Source organism: Streptomyces sp. NPDC001744, assembly GCF_042892575.1.
GTDB lineage: Bacteria > Actinomycetota > Actinomycetes > Streptomycetales > Streptomycetaceae > Streptomyces.
In genome coordinates this window covers 66,837-82,665 of sequence record NZ_JBIAUG010000002.1, presented here as the reverse complement: position 1 = coordinate 82,665, position 15,829 = coordinate 66,837, and the positions used below count along the sequence as shown (strand labels likewise).

Below are 15,829 nucleotides of genomic sequence, written 5' to 3'. Positions count from 1 at the left end.
ACTGTCGCGCTGCGCGCACCCGACCCGATCTCCCAGGCCGGAGTGATCAGTCAGCTGCGGCCCCGTCCCGAGATCACCATCGCCGACTGGCCCGAGGACGCCGTCCCGGAGGCCGAGGTCGTCGTCCTCGTGGTGGACACGGTCGACGAAGAGGTTCTGCGGCTGCTCCGCCACATCAATCGGACCAGCACCTCCCGCCCCGTCCTCGTGACCACCGACATCGACGAACAGAAGCTGGTGAGCGCGGCGGAGTGCGGGGTCGCCGGGGTGATCCGGCGCGCGGAGGCGACCCCCGAGCACCTGGTGCACGTGATCGGCACGGTCGCGAAGGGCGCCGGGCACCTCCCCTCCGACCTGGTGGGGCGCCTCCTAGAGGAGGTCGGCAGGCTCCAGGGCCAGGTCCTCGGCCCGCGCGGCCTGCACTTCACCGGCCTCGCCGCCCGCGAGATCGACGTGCTGCGCCTGGTGGCGGAGGGCTACAACACCGCGGACATCGCCGCGAAGCTCTCGTACTCCGAACGCACCATCAAGCACGTGCTGCACGGCGTCATCACCCGGCTGCAACTGCGCAACCGGTCTCACGCGGTGGCCTACGCGATGCGCCAGGGACTCATATGACCCAGCCCACCATCACACACGCCAGCGCTTCCGCTGGCGGACGCTCCCCCTGCAGAGACCAAGGAGTTCTGTTGTGAGCACTGTCCCGTGGGAGACCATCGGCCGACTGGCCGAGCTCTTCACCCGTCTCGACACCGAACGCGGGATCCCCGCAGAGCAGCAGTGGACCTTGCAGGTCCTCAAACTCACCGAGGAGGTCGGCGAGTCGGCCCAGGCCGTGATCGGCGCCTGGGCCACCAACCCCCGGAAAGGGCAGAGCCATACCTGGGGCCACGTCCAGGAAGAGGTCGCTGATGCCGCGATCACCAGCCTGGTCTCCCTGCACCGGATGCTGGGTGACGAGGCTCCGGCCTTCTTCGAAGCCCTGCTCGCCCGGAAGGCCGCAAGGTTCTTCGACCTGGACGGCGACACCAGGACGCCGCCTGGCGAAGGGGCGTGAAAAACGGTGCGGGCGAACAGGGAGTCACGCGGCAGAGGACCGGCGTGCAGGCGCGCTCTCCAGGTTTCCTCAACCGGCGGCCAGGGCCAGGAACTCTTGGACGCCCTCGGCGGCCGACACTTGCCGGAAGGCGGGGACGAGGTCCTGGACCAGGGCTTCGCAGCGCGGTGCTCCGATGCGGCGGGCGAGCCGAAGGGCTTCCCCGGCTGTGCGGGCGGCGATCTCCGGCTCCTTGAGTTCGAGGTGGCTCTTGGCCTGGTAGGCGAGGAAGACCCCTTTGGTCTTGTCTCGCTCGGGGGGCAAGAGGGCACGCCCTTCGGTGATCAGCTGGTGGGCGCGAGCCGTGTCGCCGAGGTCGAGGAGGGCTTGACCGGTATCGACGGCGAGATCGGCTTCGCCGTACCAGGAGCACCAGGCCGGCAGGGGTTTCGCGGTCGAGGCCGCGAGGAGTCGTTCGGCTGTGGTGAGGGCTCGTCGGGTCTCCCGCTCGTCTCCTTGGGCCGCCAGGGCCCGGGCGAGGCGGAGGTGGAGAAGGCTGCGGGCAGCGGGGTGATCGGTGCGGGTGATGGCGTGGGTGAGGATGCCGACGGCGGTGGGGTGGTCCTTGCACCAGGCGGCCTGATAGGCGAGGTCTCCGAGCATGGCGGCGCCCATGTCGCGGTCTCCGGTGGCGTGGGCGCTGTGGAGGGCGGCGACCCAGTGCTTCTGGGCGGTCGTGTGCTGTCCGCGGTCGAAGCGGTGCCAGGCGGTTGTCTGGGCGAGGGAGGCCGCGAGGTGGTGGAGGCGCCGGCCTGTCGGTTTGTCGTAGCGGCCGTGCTGGATCATGTCGGTGACGGTGGTGAGGTGTCCGTCGAGGAGCGCGGTGAGGTGCTGGCGCTGCTCGGTGGCGATCGAGCTGAGGCGCCGGGTGCTGTCTTCGAGGAGGGTGACCAGTTCGCCCCCTACGTTCGTGGGGCCCTTCGCGGAGGGGAGGACGACGGCACCCGAGCCTGCCCAGGTGGCGGCGAGGCCCGTGAGGGCTACGCCCGAAGCGGAAAGAAACGCACGTCGGTCCATGGTGCTGGTGAGGGCCTCTCGCAGGGCGGGCACGGTGCTGGATGGGCCAAGCGGGACGACGCCGGCGTCGCCGGCGAGGAGCCAGTTCGGCCAGTTGTCCGGGTCGACGTCGTCGGCCGGCATTCCCAGGGCCTCGGCGATGTCGTGCTGGGTGTCGGCCTCGGGGACGGCTCCCCGCTCCCACTTGCGCACGCGTTGTTTGTCCGCGCCGGAGCGCAGGCCGCGGCGGGCTGCGGCGGTACGGACCCGGGCCGCGAGGTCAGGCCCGGTCAGTCCGCGTTGCCACCGGCGGTAGGCGAGCGGGTGGGTGAACTGGTCCACGCCGATATACAAGCACCGGGCCGCGCCCTCCGTCCCTTCTTTCGACCGAAGGGGACTACCGGGGGACTACCGGCAACCCCTTTGCAGGAAGGGACAGTTGTCGCATCCTCGAAGTCCTGCACGAGTGGCGATGACAGCCCGATGTGGCAGGTCTCTTCGGCCTCTGCGGGCTCCATCGGGAGCTTCCTCGCGAGACCTAGACTCAGCGCTTCCGTCCCGACCGGTCCTCGTTGCCCGACCTCGGGTTGTGGCCGGCGGGCGTGATCCGACGACTCCTGAGGAGAACCGCGTGTCCGAGAAGACCATCAAGGCCAAAGCGCTGTGCTACATCGTGCGCGACGGCCGACTGCTGGTCCACCGCCATACCGACTTCCCCTGGGAGGAGGTAGGCATTCAGGTCCCGGCCGGCAGCATCCGCGATGGCGAGTCGCCCGAGGCGGCGGCGCTGCGCGAGGCCCGCGAGGAGACCGGACTGAGCGACTTCAAGATCGTGCGCAAGTTGGGCGTGACCTCGTACGACATGGGTCCGTACCGCCCCGAGATCCAGGAGCGGCACACGTTCCTGATGGAGCTGACCGAGCCGACGCCCGAGCGGTGGCCGAGCCAGGAGGACCACGACGGGCACGGTGAGCCGACGAGGTTCGAGTGCTTCTGGATCCCCCTGGAGACCGCGCACGTGCTCCAGTCCGGGCAGGGCGCGCTCCTCGGCCTCCTGGACGTCTGACCCACCCATCCGCCCCGACCCGCATCAGGGAGGCAGCCGATGCACAGCAGCCCCGTTCAGCACGGCCCGATCGACGAGCTGTACCGCGGCCTGACGGCCGACGACGGTGCGGCCGCCGTCTCGGTGATCCTGAAGGTGCGCGGCGAGACCTGCGACATCGACTGCCTGTACTGCTACGAGAAGCGCAAGGAGGCCCCGGGAGGAGCGCGGATCGACGCCGGGCAGGTGCGCCGGCTCGCCGAGATCTTCCCGGGCCGCCGGCTCGCGATCGAGCTGCACGGCGGTGAGCCGCTGACCGCGGGCCGCGAGCACATCGGCGAGGTGCTGCGCGAGCTCGCCGCACAGCCGTCCGTGATCCGTGTCTCCATCCAGACCAACGGTGTCCTGCTGGACGACGCGTGGCTGGACCTCTTCGAGTCCGCTTACCCGGGGCTGCGGATCGGGGTGTCTCTGGATGGGGACGCGAAGGGCAACGCCTGGAGGGTCGGGTACGACGGAGCGCCGGTGTACGCGAAGGTTGCTGCCGCCCTCCGGCTCCTGGCCGCTCGCGGGTGGAAGGCCGGGGTGATCGCGGCGGTCACGCCGGCCGTGGTCGGGCGCGCCGAGGAGGTCCTTGATCACCTGGCCGGGTTCGAGGCGGTCAACGCCGTCAGCTTCGTGCCGTGCTTCGACACCCCCGTGCGGCGGCCCACCGCCGTTTACGGCCGTCGGGTTCCGGCGAGCCGTCGGCTCCAGCAGGCGGCCGTCGGCGCCGAAGGCGGCCCGGCCTGGGCGATCAGTCCGTCGCAGTACGCCGAGTTCGTCCTGGCCGCCACGGCTCGGTGGATCGAGGGCGGGCACTTCGCCCGGCTGAAGCTGGAACCGGCGGTGTCGACGATCCGCCGGCTTCGGGGTCTGGGGACCGGCTTCTGCCACTTCTCCGACCTGAAGTGCGATCACGTCTTCACGCTCTACCCCGACGGCCGCCTGGGCAGCTGCGACGAACTCCCCTGGCCCCAGGCCCAGCTCACCCGCCTCGACCAGACCGCGGGAGAACCCGACATCGTCGCCGCCCAGCGCCGGCTCCCGCTGCTGAACCAGGGCAAGGACCTGATGGAGCGGTGCTCCGGCTGCTCGTACCGCTCAGCGTGCGGCGGAGGGTGTATCGCCACCCGCTGGCGCTACGAGAAGGCCGGCGACCCTGACGCCTACTGCGACTATCGCATGCGGATGATCGACGGAATCGCGGCCCTCCTCGCCCAGCCCGCCCACCCGGACGGCGCCTGGTGCCGCACCGCCCGCTGGCGCCCGCAGACCCCGAACAGCATGCGGGACATCGACGCCTTCCTCTCCCGGTGGGACCGCCCGGACACGGAACGTCCGCCGGTGCGGCTGCACACCAGCGCGTACGGCAACATCAACACCGTCGGCGAACCCGGCGTACACGAGGCCGACGACCTCGACCCAGGCCACCCGCAGTGGAACGAGGCGATCGAGGCCGGCGTCCGTCCACTGGTCGACGCCGTCACCGGCCCATGGGGCTGTGTCACGTACGACAGCTGCGAGGGCCACCCGTACCACGGCCTCGACATGCTCCCCACCGAACGCCGGATCGGGGTCCTGCCACGCGACCGCGCGGAGTACGCCCGCGTGGCCGCCGCCCTGTGCCGTGCGGCCACCGCTGCGGCCCCCGCCCTGCCCCCTTCGGTTCACGTGACGGTGGGCCGTGCCGAACTGGAGTGCGAGAGCAGCGGGCGCAGTGTCCCTGTGGTCGACCTGGTTCTGCTGCCCGCGCCCGGCCACGGCTGGGCGGAGTACTTCGCGGCCGTGGACGAGGCGACCCGGGCCGTCGCCGCCGCCCTCGGCGGCGAGCAGCCGACCGGCTACCGGTGCGCCTGCCCCGTCCCCGCGCCGGACGTGTCCCTTCGTGAGGGGGTGCCGGTGTGAGCGGAGAGCGGGCCCTCGACGAGCTGACTGTCCACCAGCTACTCGGGCGCATCGTGTACTTCCACGCCCTGCTCATCGCTCCCGATCTGCAGGCTTCCGATCGGCCGCCGGTGTCGGGACCGGCCTGCTGCCGCCATCGGGCTCCCGGCTCCCGGTCGCCGGAGACGGTGCTGGCGGGCTCCGCGTGGGGAGCGCTCCTGGAGGTCGCGGCCGAGTTGCCCGACCACCACCGTCCCTGCCCGCGCACGCCCAACGCGTGCTGCGCGGCCTGTCGTGTCATCGCGGCAGCGGCGGCGATAGGGAGCGGCTGGGCTGCGGCCGAGCACCGGGCCTACCACCAGCGTTCTCCGGCACCGGGGCTCCTGGATGCCTGCGGACGTGCAGCGGCTGGCCGGGTGGGGCGGGTCTTCGCCGCCCGGTACGCCACCGAGTGCGCGGCCCTGGACCTGCTCGCCGCCGAACCGCCGGCCCCCGAAACCCTGCCCGGTGTGGACGAGCTGCCGCTGACCGGCGAGCTACTGGCCCTGTGGACGGACCCGACCGCCACCACCCAGGCGCCCGTGGTCAGTTGGCTTAACCACTGCACCGGGGGCCTAGGCGACGTCCGCCGCGTGCTCGAATCAAGGAGGAACCCGTCGTGATCCACATCGCCGAGACCGTCGCCGTCGGAAGCGTCGAAGGCTTCCTCACCGACGGCGAGCGGGACCAGCTCGCCGCCCTGATGCGCGCCTTCCTCACCTCCGAGCGCCGAAGCCACTTCGGCGAGCAGCGCAGCAGCTCCATCCACGAGATCCCCGGCCACACCCCGGAGCAGGCGATGGCCGTGTACGAGCCGGCCGGGCGAGTGGAGATCCCGAAGATCCCCGAGCAGGCCGAGCAGCTGCTCCAGGACGCCTTCGACCGGGCCCGCCCCGCCTTGTCCCGCGTCATGCCGTCGATCACGACGTGCCGTCCGTGGACGTACGTCGAGTACGGGCCGGGGCAGCACATCACCTCCCACCTCGACGGCATCGCCCCCGACCCGCTCGCCTGGCCCCGGCAGATCGCCGGCATCAGCGTGGTGATCAGCGAGGCGGAGAACGGCGGCGGGTTCTACGTCGAGACCTCCTCCGATAGCCGCCTGTGGGACACCCGCCTCGGCCACTCTCCCGGCAGCGGCTACGCGCCCGGCATGTGGCTGGCGCACGACGGCGCCGACCACTCCGCCGACTGGTTCACGCAGATGCCCCGTACCCGCTGGACCGTGAGCGCCGCCCGGGGCACCGCCCTGCTCTACGGCTCCCAGCTCGCCCACGGCACGGAGCCGGTGGTCCGCGGGCGATGCGCGAAGTTCATCAGCTGGCTAACCGCCGAGGCCGGCGAGCGGTGAAGGGGATGCTGCTGGCCATCGAGGGCATCTCCGGGGCGGGCAAGAGCACCCTGCGCGACCGGCTCCTTGATGCCACCCTCGCCGAGGGCCTGCCGCTGGGGCACGTCGGCCAGTTCTCCTGGCTGTCGCTCCCCGCCACCCGGACGATCGTCCGCATGCGCTCCGGTCTCCGCGCCGCCGACAACACGGAAGCGATCTCCGCAGTACGCCTCGACCTGGACCTGCACGGCCGCCACAACCTGGCTCCTGCCCTCGCCCGCGGGCACGTCGTCGCCGACCGGCTCACCCTGTCGACCGCGTGCCAGCTCGCCCTGGTCCACGGTCTGCCCGTGGCCGACTGCGTCCGACAGCTCGCACACGTGCCCGCCGCACGCGCGAAGCTGACCGTCCTACTGACCACACCGGCCGGCCTGTGCCTTGAGCGGCTCTCACGCCGGGCCACGCAACGTCGCTTCGGCGATGACCCCGACACCGCGGCACGCCTCACCAACCTGTACGACCAGGCGACCACGGCCTGGACCGAGGTGACCGGGCTGCCCGTCTTGCGCCACCCCTGCAGCACCGGCTCCGACCTCGACACCCTGACCGCCATGTGCCTGAGCGCCATACGCCAAGCCCCCGCGCCCACCGCGCGCGTATAGGAGGAGTGCCCCAACATGTGTCTGCATCCGATGCACCCGGCCGCCTGGGTCCTCGACCAGCTCGGCACCGACGGATGGCAGGTCCACAACCTGCTCTCCTTCACCCGCGCCAGCACCCTGGCCCTCGTCAGCCGGGACGAGGCGGCGCCCGTGGTCCTCAAGGCCGGGTTCGGCAGCAACCACGTCCTTGCCGAACTCGACGAGAAGGACCGCCCGGCCGCGTACGGCTTCTACTGGTACGCCGAGATGACCCCGGCCGAACGTGCCCTCGCCCGCGAGGACTTCCGCCACGAGATCGCCGTCGCCCGCACCGCCACCGGCGCCGGACACGTCGTCCCGCTCCTGGAGGAAGGCACCACCGACCGGTTCGACTGGTACACGATGCCCTACTGCCCCGGCGGCTCCTTCCGCTCCTGGCTCACGACCCCGCGCGACGAGGAGACCACGGCCGCCGGGCTGGGCATCCTGGCCGACGTCGCAGCCGGCCTCGCCCACCTGCACGAGCGCGGCATCGTGCACCGCGACGTCTACCAGGAGAACGTCCTCGTCCACGACGGCCACGGCCTGATCACCGACCTCGGCGCCGCCCGGCTCACCACCACCGCCAAAGGCCCCGCCGGGCGCGGCCCGGAAGTCCACTGGCCCCCGGAGTACGCCTCTTCCTACAACACCGCCACCCCGGCCGCCGACGTGTTCAGCCTCGCGGTCCTGGTCCACCGCTTCGCATACGGCGACATCCCGCGCCACGGCACCCACCGCCTGGACTCCGCGCCGGCCCCGCTGCACCCGCTACTCACCGGAGCACTCGCACCGGAGCCTAGGGACCGCCCCACGATGGCGGACCTGCACGAGGGCCTCCGGCAGGCGGCCGACCAGACTTCCGCGCCGCAGCCGCGCCGCGGGCACTAGCCCACCTTTGGAAGGAGGGCCTGCGGTGCGCTCCGCCCGAGCACCCCCGCCCGGCCCGAGTACACGACACCCACCATCCCCACCCATGAGAGGGCAAGACCGACCATGACCGAGAAGCAGACGACCCCCGAGTCCTTCCTCACCGCTGTGGACACCCTCCGCGCCGACGAGGACACCGTCCGCGCCACCGCCCACACCTCCAGCGTCTCCGCCGACGGCTGGACGGCCACCGAGCCGACCTCCGTCGCCCCCGAGGGCGCCGACGCCTGAGACACCCATCTGACGCCGGCGGCGACCCGCCGGTAGTCATCCTGGGGCCGGCCCCGACGGGGTCGGCCCCAGGCCCAGCCCCGGGAAGGAACCCTCGTGCCCACACCCCTCGACTTCGTGTTCTCCCCCATCCGTGACCTGCACCAGGACCGTACCCGGCGGATTCACGGCCTTTTCCGGACCGCCGTCGGCGAGACCGAGCGGCCGGCCGACACCTACTGTCTGGCCCATCACGCCCTCGAAGGCGCCGAGGCCGCCGCCCGCGCCGGCGACACCCCCTCCTTCGACTGGTACCAGGCCCACCCCGACGCGAACGGGACCGCTCTGACCACACCGACCGCCGTCGGCCCTCGTATCGTCGTCTCGCCCGACCCGGGCCTCATGCCGCGGTCCCCGATCTCCGACACGGCGTACTACGTACTGGGCCCCGACACCACCGTCGCCTCGGCGGACGAACTCGCCCTCACCGCAACCGCCTTCGACACGGCAGCTCGGCACGGGTTCGGCGATCTGCTGGCGGACCACGCGGTGGTCACCTGTCTGCTCCGGCGCAAGGCGCTCGGCGACACCCTCGTCAGCTGGGCCATCACGCGACTTCCGGGAACCGTCTACACCGATCACGTCGACGCCCCTGTCATACTCGGCCGCGACCTGATTCACGAAGGTGGCCACAACTGGCTCAACGACGCCCTGGCCTCGATCGGTTGCAAGCTCGACGAGGCGGCCACGTTCCACTCCCCCTGGCGAAACTCCCAAAGGCCCGCCTTCGGCTTCCTCCACGCCTGCTGGGCCTTCCCCCTGACCATGATCTACACCGCTCGCGTCCTCACCGAAACCAGTGACCCCGCCATCCACCGCTTCCTGGCCAGCTACCTCGACCAGCAGCGCCGACTGCTCGCGACCACCACGCCCGATTACGCGCACGCGCTCGCACTCATTCCCCACCCCGGGCTCCAGCAGCGCCTGCGGAGCGTGTACACCGAGGCTCTCTCCCTGTAACCACCCCGGGCAGTCCTTGAACGGCTGGAACAAGATAAAGATCCATGCGCGAGCGGCGGCACCGCGGCCCCCACGACGTACGAGGGTTGGGACGACGGTGGAAGACTCCCGGGAACGAGGCGGATGTGGGGAGGAGTTGATGGTGGTCGAGAGCGGGGCTCCGACGGTCTTCCTGCTGGTGGGGCTGACGGGCTCGGGGAAGACGACCTATGCCCAGCGGGTGCTGGAGCCTCGGGGGGCGGTGCGACTGTCTGTGGACGAGGTGGTCTTCGCGCGGTACGGCCGGTACGGCGTCGACTACCCGGAAAACGCGTACTTCGAGAAGGAGGCTCCGGTCGTCGCCGAGCTGCACAAGCGGCTGGCCGAGCTGGTCGCGGAGGGCCGGGACGTGGTGTGGGACCACGGGCTGTGGCCGCGCAAGGACCGCGAGGCGATGAAGACGCTGGTGGAGTCGGCCGGCGGGCGGTGGCGGCTGCTGTACTTCCCCGTGGCCCGGGACGAGCTGCTGCGCCGGCTGGCGGAACGCAACGAGCGGGCGGACGCGAACGCGCTCGTCGTGACGCCGGAGGCGCTGGACGACTTCTTCGTGCGGTTCGAGGAGCCTCAGGGTGAGGGCGAGGAGATCGTGGAGCCGGGCTGGTTCTGAGGCGTCGGCGGGCGCCAGGCGGTGGTGATCGTGGCCGCTTCGGCGGCCCAGCCCTCGGGGAGGCGATCGAGGGTGACGCAGCAGAAGGCGAGGCGGGCGCGGTGATGTCGATGCGGCGGGAGTGCCGGTCGATGCGCAGCCTCTGCCCCATCTGGCCCTACCGCCCCACTTCGACTGTCCCCGACAGGCACGGTTCGCCGATCTCTGAGGACGACTCGTGTCCGCGAAGGTCGGAGAACGCCGGAGGCCACCTCCGACTGAGGCTGGCCTCCGGCGACCCGACGGGCCCGCTCAGATCTCGTCGGTCGGATCCCAGATGTACGGGAGTGTCGGGTCCTGCTCGTACAGGTCCCGACCGATCTGCTCCAGGAAGTGGATTCGGTTACGGAGTTGGGGCAGCAGCTCCTGGATCCGTCCCGACGCCTCCTTGGGGTCGGCCGGCAGATTGGCCCTGACCAAGGTCTTCATCTCCGCCCGGGCTTCGGGTTCGGTGGCAGCGTGAGGAAGCTTCACGATCGCGGTGTAGACCGAGACCTCCGAGACGCTCCAGGCTCCGTCCTCCTCCTTCACCGCCCAGATGACCGACTGGGCAGAGGGGGACAGGGTGAGCTGGCACCCGTCGCCCATGAGCCGGCTGAGCACCGGGAGGGGAACAGCGTCAGCCCCGGCCAGCGCGGCTGCTTCTTCTGCCGTGGGAACGGATATCCGTCCAGTAATCGCGTGAGCGATCCGACGTCGAGCTGCGGCGGCCGGCGGAGCCGGCTGCTGAACCTGCGACTCTTCTCCTGCAGCGCCGAGTGCGGTGTCCACGTCGCGCGCCTCCTCCTCGCCATCCTCGTTTGTCCACCAGGTGATTACGACCATGCGGCAGTCGGGAAGTGCTGCCGGATACAAGACGTGGGAGACGACGTCGATCGGTTCCCAATCCATCGCCGGGATAGACATCCGGAAGATGTGCCCGTCCCGGTTCTCCGTCAGCTCGTTCGTCGTCTCCCAGATACCCCGTACATCCTCGTCCTTGCAGACGTCACCGATCAGTTCAATCAGTTCGGCCGAGTCGCTCCCGCGGGCGAGGGCGAACTTCAGCATGCGGACGTACTCGCGAGCATGACGTTCCCAGTCGTGATACTGGACGCGCGCCTCGCCTGACGTGAGCGCCCACCTCATGAGATTGGCGCCGGGCTCAAGGACCCAGGGCCACCACTGAGCCATCGCCGGGTTGAATCCGATGATGTTCCAGTGGGCATCGCACAGGTAGGTGGGAGCCGGCATCTGCTTGTCGATCAGCAGGCGCAGACCACTGCGAACACGCGGATCTGCCGTGGCCCCGCTGTCAGCAGCGGCAATGGTCAGGTTGTTGTAGAGCAGCAGGGCGATGTACTCATCCCGATCCAGCTGGAGTAGTTCCGCAAGGCTGTCGCACTGGGAGCGGTCGAGGCGATTGCGGCCGTCACCGCGTTCGAGGGCTCGCCACCACCTCTCCGACCTGCCGACCGCGGTCGCGCACTCCTCTTGGGTCACTCTCCGCCCCCGACGGTGCCCAGCCGCCTTGCGCCAGGTCTTGAGCTGGCCGGCGAAGCCCATGACCTGTCCGGCCCACGGGGTCTCCTGCCCTTCGCGCTCCCTGCCAGCCGTCCGCTCCGCGCCTTCCCCGCCGCTCCCGGGGCCCGGGTGGAGGGGCTCAGTCGCGCCCATCCGCTCTCCTCGATCATCGTGTACTTCCCCTCGCATTGAGGGCTACCTTCCCCGAGCGGAGGCAACAAAAAGAGGGGGGACCTTGCGCGATACGCGCCGGCCCTCCCCTGCCTCTACTCCAGAGTACGAGATCATTTTCGGTGGCCAGGATCACCTCCTTCCACAGAGTGACGCGCCCCACATCTACCTACGCTCGCGTAGGGAAGAGCCCCAGGGGCAATAGAGACGCGATCCGCCCGAATCGGACAATAAACCGGCAAGGATTTTCCGGTTCCAAAACCGGCAATTAATTGCCGGTTTTTTCTCTCCACGCACCCTCGGCACCTTTACGACCTCTTCACGACCAACCCTCGACGGACACCCTCCCGCCATCCCTCCTTACAGGAAAGGCAAGTTGGGGGTCAGATCACTCCCCAGGGCCTCCCGTCAGCACCATTTTCTACGCGCGTAAACGCGGCTTGAGATGGCGTTGACGATGAATCCCGAGCGGGCTTAAATCCTGGACATCACCAGATCGGCGGCGTGATCGCCCCGTCGTCGAGGCAAGGAGAAAGAAGATCATTTCCGTTGAGCGGCAGACAGAGACGGGCTTCTACGACCCTGACCCCTCACCTGGGGGCACCGCAACCCACACGGACAGTGACGAAAACTAGTGCAAAGTATGGACTTGCGCCGGCGCTCTACGTATGTTCGTCGTCCCCCGCCGGGCAGCCCGGCGACCGGCGAAAGAGCGATATGAGGATCCGAGCAAGCACCTAGAAACGCCGCGGCGCCCAGGAGAGCCAACTCCCGGGCGCCGGAATGCGAAGAGTCCTACCTTTCCGCCGAGCCAACGGCGGACAGGCGACCCATCACCACCGCACCGGCCCTTCCTACGGGGCAACACCGGAGCGGCTTGTACTACAAGGAGAGTCTTGCATGAGCACGGCCCTGCGCGGAACCCCGTCCTCTGGGACCGGGCCCGTGGAGCCCACCGCGGTCACGGCTGTCACGGCTGTCACGAACCGTCCGGCACGCCGGCACGGCGGTGAGGTCTGATGGCCCGCATCCGCACGATCAAGCCAGAGGCTTGGGAGTCGGAGGACCTCGCCTCCGTCCCCGTGACAGCCGTACTGACCTTCATCGGCCTGCTCACCCAGGCCGATGACGCGGGCCGGCACCGCGACCTGCCAGCCGTGATCGCCGGGCGGCTGTGGGCCCTGCGCCCCGACCACACCCCAGCACATGTCGCCCAGGACCTGGAGCAGCTGGCCGAACGCGGCCTGATCTGCCGCTACACCGGATGTGACGGGAAGACGTGGCTGCACATCGTCACGTGGGATCGTCACCAGAAGATCAACCGCCCTTCGGTGTCCCGCCTGCCGCGCTGCCCGCTCCACGAGGCCAAGAAGCCGTGCGGCGAATGCGGCACCCGCGCGTGCCCGGCGCAGGGCCACCTCGGCCGCCGCGAGGGCGACCTGGTGGCGCCCGCCCTCATGAGCCCTCACGACGACCTCATGCTGGCTGATCCGCCGGCCCCTGGCGCCCAAGAGGCCCCCATCACTCCCTCAGCCCCTCGCGTGATGGAGGCCACTTCGCCGGAAGGGCTTGCTCTCTGGCGAGGATCCGAAAAAGTCGCAGGTCAGAGCGATGTCGCTGGATCCGGTGACGTGACGGAGGTCACATTCACTGAGGGTTCCGGTACTGGATCTAGGATCTTGGATCCTGGATCTTCCCGTAGGGGGCGCGAGGCGCCCGCGCCGGTCCCCTCCTCGGAGCAGGTGCTGGAGTCCGCCGAGGCGGGCGAGTGGTCGGCGAAGCGGCTGATGGCGGAGTACCTCCGCGGATGCAGCCGCCGTCCGCCGAAGACGTTCCTCGGCCATCTGGGCAAGGAGATCCGCCAGCTGCTGGACGAGGGCTTCGAGCCCGGCTCGCTGCGACCCGCGCTCGACCGCCTGCGGGCCAAGGGCCTGCACCCGAGCGTCCTGCCGAGCCTCGTCAACGAGGTGGTCAACTCGGCGCCGTCCTCCGCCTCCGGCGCGGGCCCTTGGGCCGCCGCCTACACCCCGTACCTCAATCCCACCGCCCCGACCGGGACCTTCGGAGTCGCCCTGTGATCCGCTCTCGCCTCGACGACCCTCAGACGGCCGCCGACAACCCGGCGATGGCCTGGATGCAGCGCAAGCTCGCCGAGCGGGGCATCGACCCGAACGTCACTGCGCCGCTCGCCGAACGTCCTGAGCCGAACCCGGCCCTGGAAGCCGCCCAGGAGCGCATCCCGTACGAGTACCGCGCCGCTCAGGCCGAACATCCGGACGTCGCCCGCTGGGTACGCTCCATCGCCGACGCGGCGGTCGGCCACGCCGCCAACGCCCTCGCGCCCCACGTCGGTCGGGCCGGTCAGCGCGAGATCACCCACGGCCGCAGCCTGCTGCTGTGGGGGCCCACAGGCGCCGGCAAGACCCACGAGGCGTACGGGGCGATCCGCGCGCTGACCGCTGCGGGGTGCGGGGTGCGGTGGGAGGCGACGACCGCAGCGGACCTCTACGGCGCGATGCGGGCCCGGAACGGGCTCGATCCCGAGTACCTGCTGCGCCGGATCGTCCGCGTACCGCTGCTGCTGCTGGACGACCTCGGCGCCGCCAAGAGCAGCGAGTGGACGGAGGAGATCACCTTCCGCCTGCTCAACTGGCGCTCGGAGCACCGCCGGCCGACGATCATCACGACCAACCTGCCGCCGGTGCGCACCGAGCACATGGACCCTCGCCAGCCTGTCCTGCGCGACAAGATCGGCGACCGCGTCCTCTCCCGCCTGTCCGGCATGTGCACCCCGGTCCACCTCGGCGGCCCCGACCGCCGCTTCCGCGCCGCCGCCTGACGGCCCCGGAACCCCTCACCTGCTTCTCGCCGCCCGCCCCAGCCGCGCGCCGACCACCACCTTCGCGTGCCGCGCCGCTCCTGCCTGCCCGGCGGCATCCCCTGGAGACACCCATGCGCCACATCACCACCAACGCCAGCAGCCCGACCCCGCCCGTACGAGGCATCGCTGATATCTCCTGGCACGCCCGCGGAGCCTGCCGGGACCTGGAAGCCGACGAGGCCGACCGGCTGTTCTTCTCGGCGCCGCGCGCCCTCTCCGACATCGCCGAGGCGAAGTCGTTCTGCCACCGGTGCCCCGTCCGCCAGGACTGCTTCACCCACGCCCTCGACAACGACATCCGCTGGGGCATGTGGGGCGGACTGACCCGAGACGAGCGCCGGCCCTGGCACGCCAAGGTCGCCAAGCGCCTCGACTACGCCCGAGTGCGCGCCGCGATCATGGGCCGGGACGTGTTCCTCACCGCCGCCGAACGAGACGCCGTCGCCCGCCACGCCTACGTCCGCAAGTGGACCCCCGAGCGCCTCTCCTACGTCCTCGCCGTCGACCTCGACCATGCCCGCGACCTTCTGCGAGACGCCGGCCACGCCATCACGGACCGCGACCGCTACTGGACGCCGGCGGACCCGGACGACAACGAGGCCGACGCCACGGAAGAAACGTTCTGCCCGGTCCCCCGGCAAGCCCAGACGGATGACCTGATCGATGCCCTGCGGAAGGCGGCATGAGCCGTCTCAGCCCCACCTCACCCGCCTCCATCCACGCCGAACGGAAGGTACCTGTTGACCGAGGAGACTGCGGACCGATACGCCCTGACCGCAGCCGTGATGGTGATCGCGGTGCTGACAGGGTCCGGCTTCTGGCTCTCCTACGCCCACCTGGCGGAAGTCGCCGCACGACACGGCCTCGACAGCTCGCCCATCCGGCAGTGGGCCTGGCCGGCAACCCTCGACGCCTTCATCGTGGCGGGTGAGCTGCTGATGTTCCGCGCGGGCCTGCGCCGACGGACGGACTGGTGGGCGATCGGCGTGACCGCCACCGGATCCATCGGATCGATCGCTCTCAACGTCCTCGGCGTCAGCGGTGCGACCCCCGGTCCGGTGCCGCACCTGGACTACGTGGTCGCCGCAGTCCCGCCCACGGCCAGCATGCTCGCCTTCGGGGTGCTGATGCGGCAGATCCACCAGCGCGTCGCCCGCCCCCTGCCTAACGAGGAGCCGGTCCGGGCCTCCGAACCCGGACCGGAAGCCGAACCCGGACCAGCCCCGGAACCCGGACCAGCCCCGGACCACCGCCCGAACCCGGACCCCGAACCCGGACCGGAGACCGAACCCGGACCGACCCCGGAACCCGGACCAG

Annotated in this window: 17 protein-coding genes; 15 read left to right on the top strand and 2 right to left on the bottom strand. The window is 70.5% G+C overall.

What is annotated here, in order from left to right; all coding sequences use genetic code 11:
* Positions 1-42 precede the first annotated feature (42 nt).
* Positions 43-618 (top strand): response regulator transcription factor, encoded by a 576-nt coding sequence (locus ACFYZY_RS02850; protein ID WP_388689353.1) that lies wholly within the window; start codon positions 43-45, stop codon positions 616-618.
* Between the two features lie 73 nt (positions 619-691).
* A complete protein-coding gene (locus ACFYZY_RS02845; protein WP_388688895.1) occupies positions 692-1,057 on the top strand; it encodes a MazG-like family protein in 366 nt (121 codons plus the stop codon).
* A 69-nt stretch (positions 1,058-1,126) separates the two neighbouring features.
* Here ACFYZY_RS02845 and ACFYZY_RS02840 read toward each other — a convergent pair whose 3' ends face one another.
* Positions 1,127-2,434, bottom strand: coding sequence for an XRE family transcriptional regulator (locus ACFYZY_RS02840; protein WP_388688894.1), 1,308 nt, complete (start codon positions 2,432-2,434; stop codon positions 1,127-1,129).
* Between the two features lie 289 nt (positions 2,435-2,723).
* On the opposite strand from ACFYZY_RS02840, the gene ACFYZY_RS02835 reads away from it, so the two are divergent.
* The 9 genes from ACFYZY_RS02835 (at position 2,724) to ACFYZY_RS02795 (ending at position 9,918) form a co-directional block, all read left to right on the top strand.
* The gene (locus ACFYZY_RS02835; RefSeq protein ID WP_376395776.1) at positions 2,724-3,158 is read left to right on the top strand and encodes an NUDIX domain-containing protein; all 435 of its coding nucleotides are present in this window, start codon (positions 2,724-2,726) and stop codon (positions 3,156-3,158) included.
* A gap of 39 nt (positions 3,159-3,197) precedes the next feature.
* Complete coding sequence (locus ACFYZY_RS02830) at positions 3,198-5,084, top strand: radical SAM protein (RefSeq protein ID WP_388688892.1); 1,887 nt, start codon at positions 3,198-3,200, stop codon at positions 5,082-5,084.
* A 395-nt stretch (positions 5,085-5,479) separates the two neighbouring features.
* Positions 5,480-5,725: a hypothetical protein gene (locus ACFYZY_RS02825; RefSeq protein ID WP_388688891.1), complete on the top strand. Its 246-nt coding sequence runs from the start codon at positions 5,480-5,482 to the stop codon at positions 5,723-5,725.
* A complete protein-coding gene (locus ACFYZY_RS02820; protein ID WP_388688890.1) occupies positions 5,722-6,453 on the top strand; it encodes a hypothetical protein in 732 nt (243 codons plus the stop codon). The genes ACFYZY_RS02825 and ACFYZY_RS02820 overlap by 4 nt, the downstream gene beginning before the upstream one ends.
* Before the next feature lie 5 nt (positions 6,454-6,458).
* Complete coding sequence (locus tag ACFYZY_RS02815) at positions 6,459-7,094, top strand: hypothetical protein (protein ID WP_388688888.1); 636 nt, start codon at positions 6,459-6,461, stop codon at positions 7,092-7,094.
* 15 nt (positions 7,095-7,109) lie between these two features.
* Positions 7,110-8,003 (top strand): protein kinase, encoded by an 894-nt coding sequence (locus ACFYZY_RS02810; protein ID WP_388688886.1) that lies wholly within the window; start codon positions 7,110-7,112, stop codon positions 8,001-8,003.
* Positions 8,004-8,108: 105 nt separating this feature from the next.
* On the top strand, positions 8,109-8,273 hold the full coding sequence (locus ACFYZY_RS02805) for a hypothetical protein (protein WP_388688884.1): 165 nt from the start codon (positions 8,109-8,111) through the stop codon (positions 8,271-8,273).
* 96 nt (positions 8,274-8,369) lie between these two features.
* On the top strand, positions 8,370-9,272 hold the full coding sequence (locus tag ACFYZY_RS02800) for an aKG-HExxH-type peptide beta-hydroxylase (protein ID WP_388688882.1): 903 nt from the start codon (positions 8,370-8,372) through the stop codon (positions 9,270-9,272).
* 139 nt (positions 9,273-9,411) lie between these two features.
* Positions 9,412-9,918, top strand: a complete 507-nt coding sequence (locus tag ACFYZY_RS02795; RefSeq protein WP_388688880.1) for an AAA family ATPase — start codon at positions 9,412-9,414, stop codon at positions 9,916-9,918.
* A gap of 291 nt (positions 9,919-10,209) precedes the next feature.
* Here the strand turns inward: ACFYZY_RS02795 and ACFYZY_RS02790 are convergent, their stop codons facing one another.
* The gene (locus ACFYZY_RS02790; protein WP_388688879.1) at positions 10,210-11,613 is read right to left on the bottom strand and encodes a helix-turn-helix transcriptional regulator; all 1,404 of its coding nucleotides are present in this window, start codon (positions 11,611-11,613) and stop codon (positions 10,210-10,212) included.
* A gap of 1,037 nt (positions 11,614-12,650) precedes the next feature.
* Between ACFYZY_RS02790 and ACFYZY_RS02785 the strand changes: the two genes are divergently transcribed.
* From ACFYZY_RS02785 to ACFYZY_RS02770, 4 genes are all read left to right on the top strand, one after another.
* On the top strand, positions 12,651-13,709 hold the full coding sequence (locus ACFYZY_RS02785; protein WP_388688877.1) for a hypothetical protein: 1,059 nt from the start codon (positions 12,651-12,653) through the stop codon (positions 13,707-13,709).
* The gene (locus ACFYZY_RS02780) at positions 13,709-14,470 is read left to right on the top strand and encodes an ATP-binding protein (RefSeq protein WP_381533152.1); all 762 of its coding nucleotides are present in this window, start codon (positions 13,709-13,711) and stop codon (positions 14,468-14,470) included. The genes ACFYZY_RS02785 and ACFYZY_RS02780 overlap by 1 nt, the downstream gene beginning before the upstream one ends.
* Before the next feature lie 113 nt (positions 14,471-14,583).
* On the top strand, positions 14,584-15,198 hold the full coding sequence (locus ACFYZY_RS02775; RefSeq protein ID WP_351104283.1) for a WhiB family transcriptional regulator: 615 nt from the start codon (positions 14,584-14,586) through the stop codon (positions 15,196-15,198).
* A gap of 51 nt (positions 15,199-15,249) precedes the next feature.
* Positions 15,250-15,829 (top strand): DUF2637 domain-containing protein (locus ACFYZY_RS02770; RefSeq protein WP_388689351.1); only part of this gene is annotated, 580 nt, incomplete at its 3' end.

Coding starts and splice junctions, on each gene's coding strand:
- ACFYZY_RS02830 (WP_388688892.1), top strand. CDS start 3,198: ATGCACAGCAGCCCCGTTCAGCACGGCCCGATCGACGAGCTGTACCGC.
- ACFYZY_RS02815 (WP_388688888.1), top strand. CDS start 6,459: ATGCTGCTGGCCATCGAGGGCATCTCCGGGGCGGGCAAGAGCACCCTG.
- ACFYZY_RS02810 (WP_388688886.1), top strand. CDS start 7,110: ATGTGTCTGCATCCGATGCACCCGGCCGCCTGGGTCCTCGACCAGCTC.
- ACFYZY_RS02805 (WP_388688884.1), top strand. CDS start 8,109: ATGACCGAGAAGCAGACGACCCCCGAGTCCTTCCTCACCGCTGTGGAC.
- ACFYZY_RS02795 (WP_388688880.1), top strand. CDS start 9,412: ATGGTGGTCGAGAGCGGGGCTCCGACGGTCTTCCTGCTGGTGGGGCTG.
- ACFYZY_RS02790 (WP_388688879.1), bottom strand. CDS start 11,613: ATGGGCGCGACTGAGCCCCTCCACCCGGGCCCCGGGAGCGGCGGGGAA.
- ACFYZY_RS02785 (WP_388688877.1), top strand. CDS start 12,651: ATGGCCCGCATCCGCACGATCAAGCCAGAGGCTTGGGAGTCGGAGGAC.
- ACFYZY_RS02775 (WP_351104283.1), top strand. CDS start 14,584: ATGCGCCACATCACCACCAACGCCAGCAGCCCGACCCCGCCCGTACGA.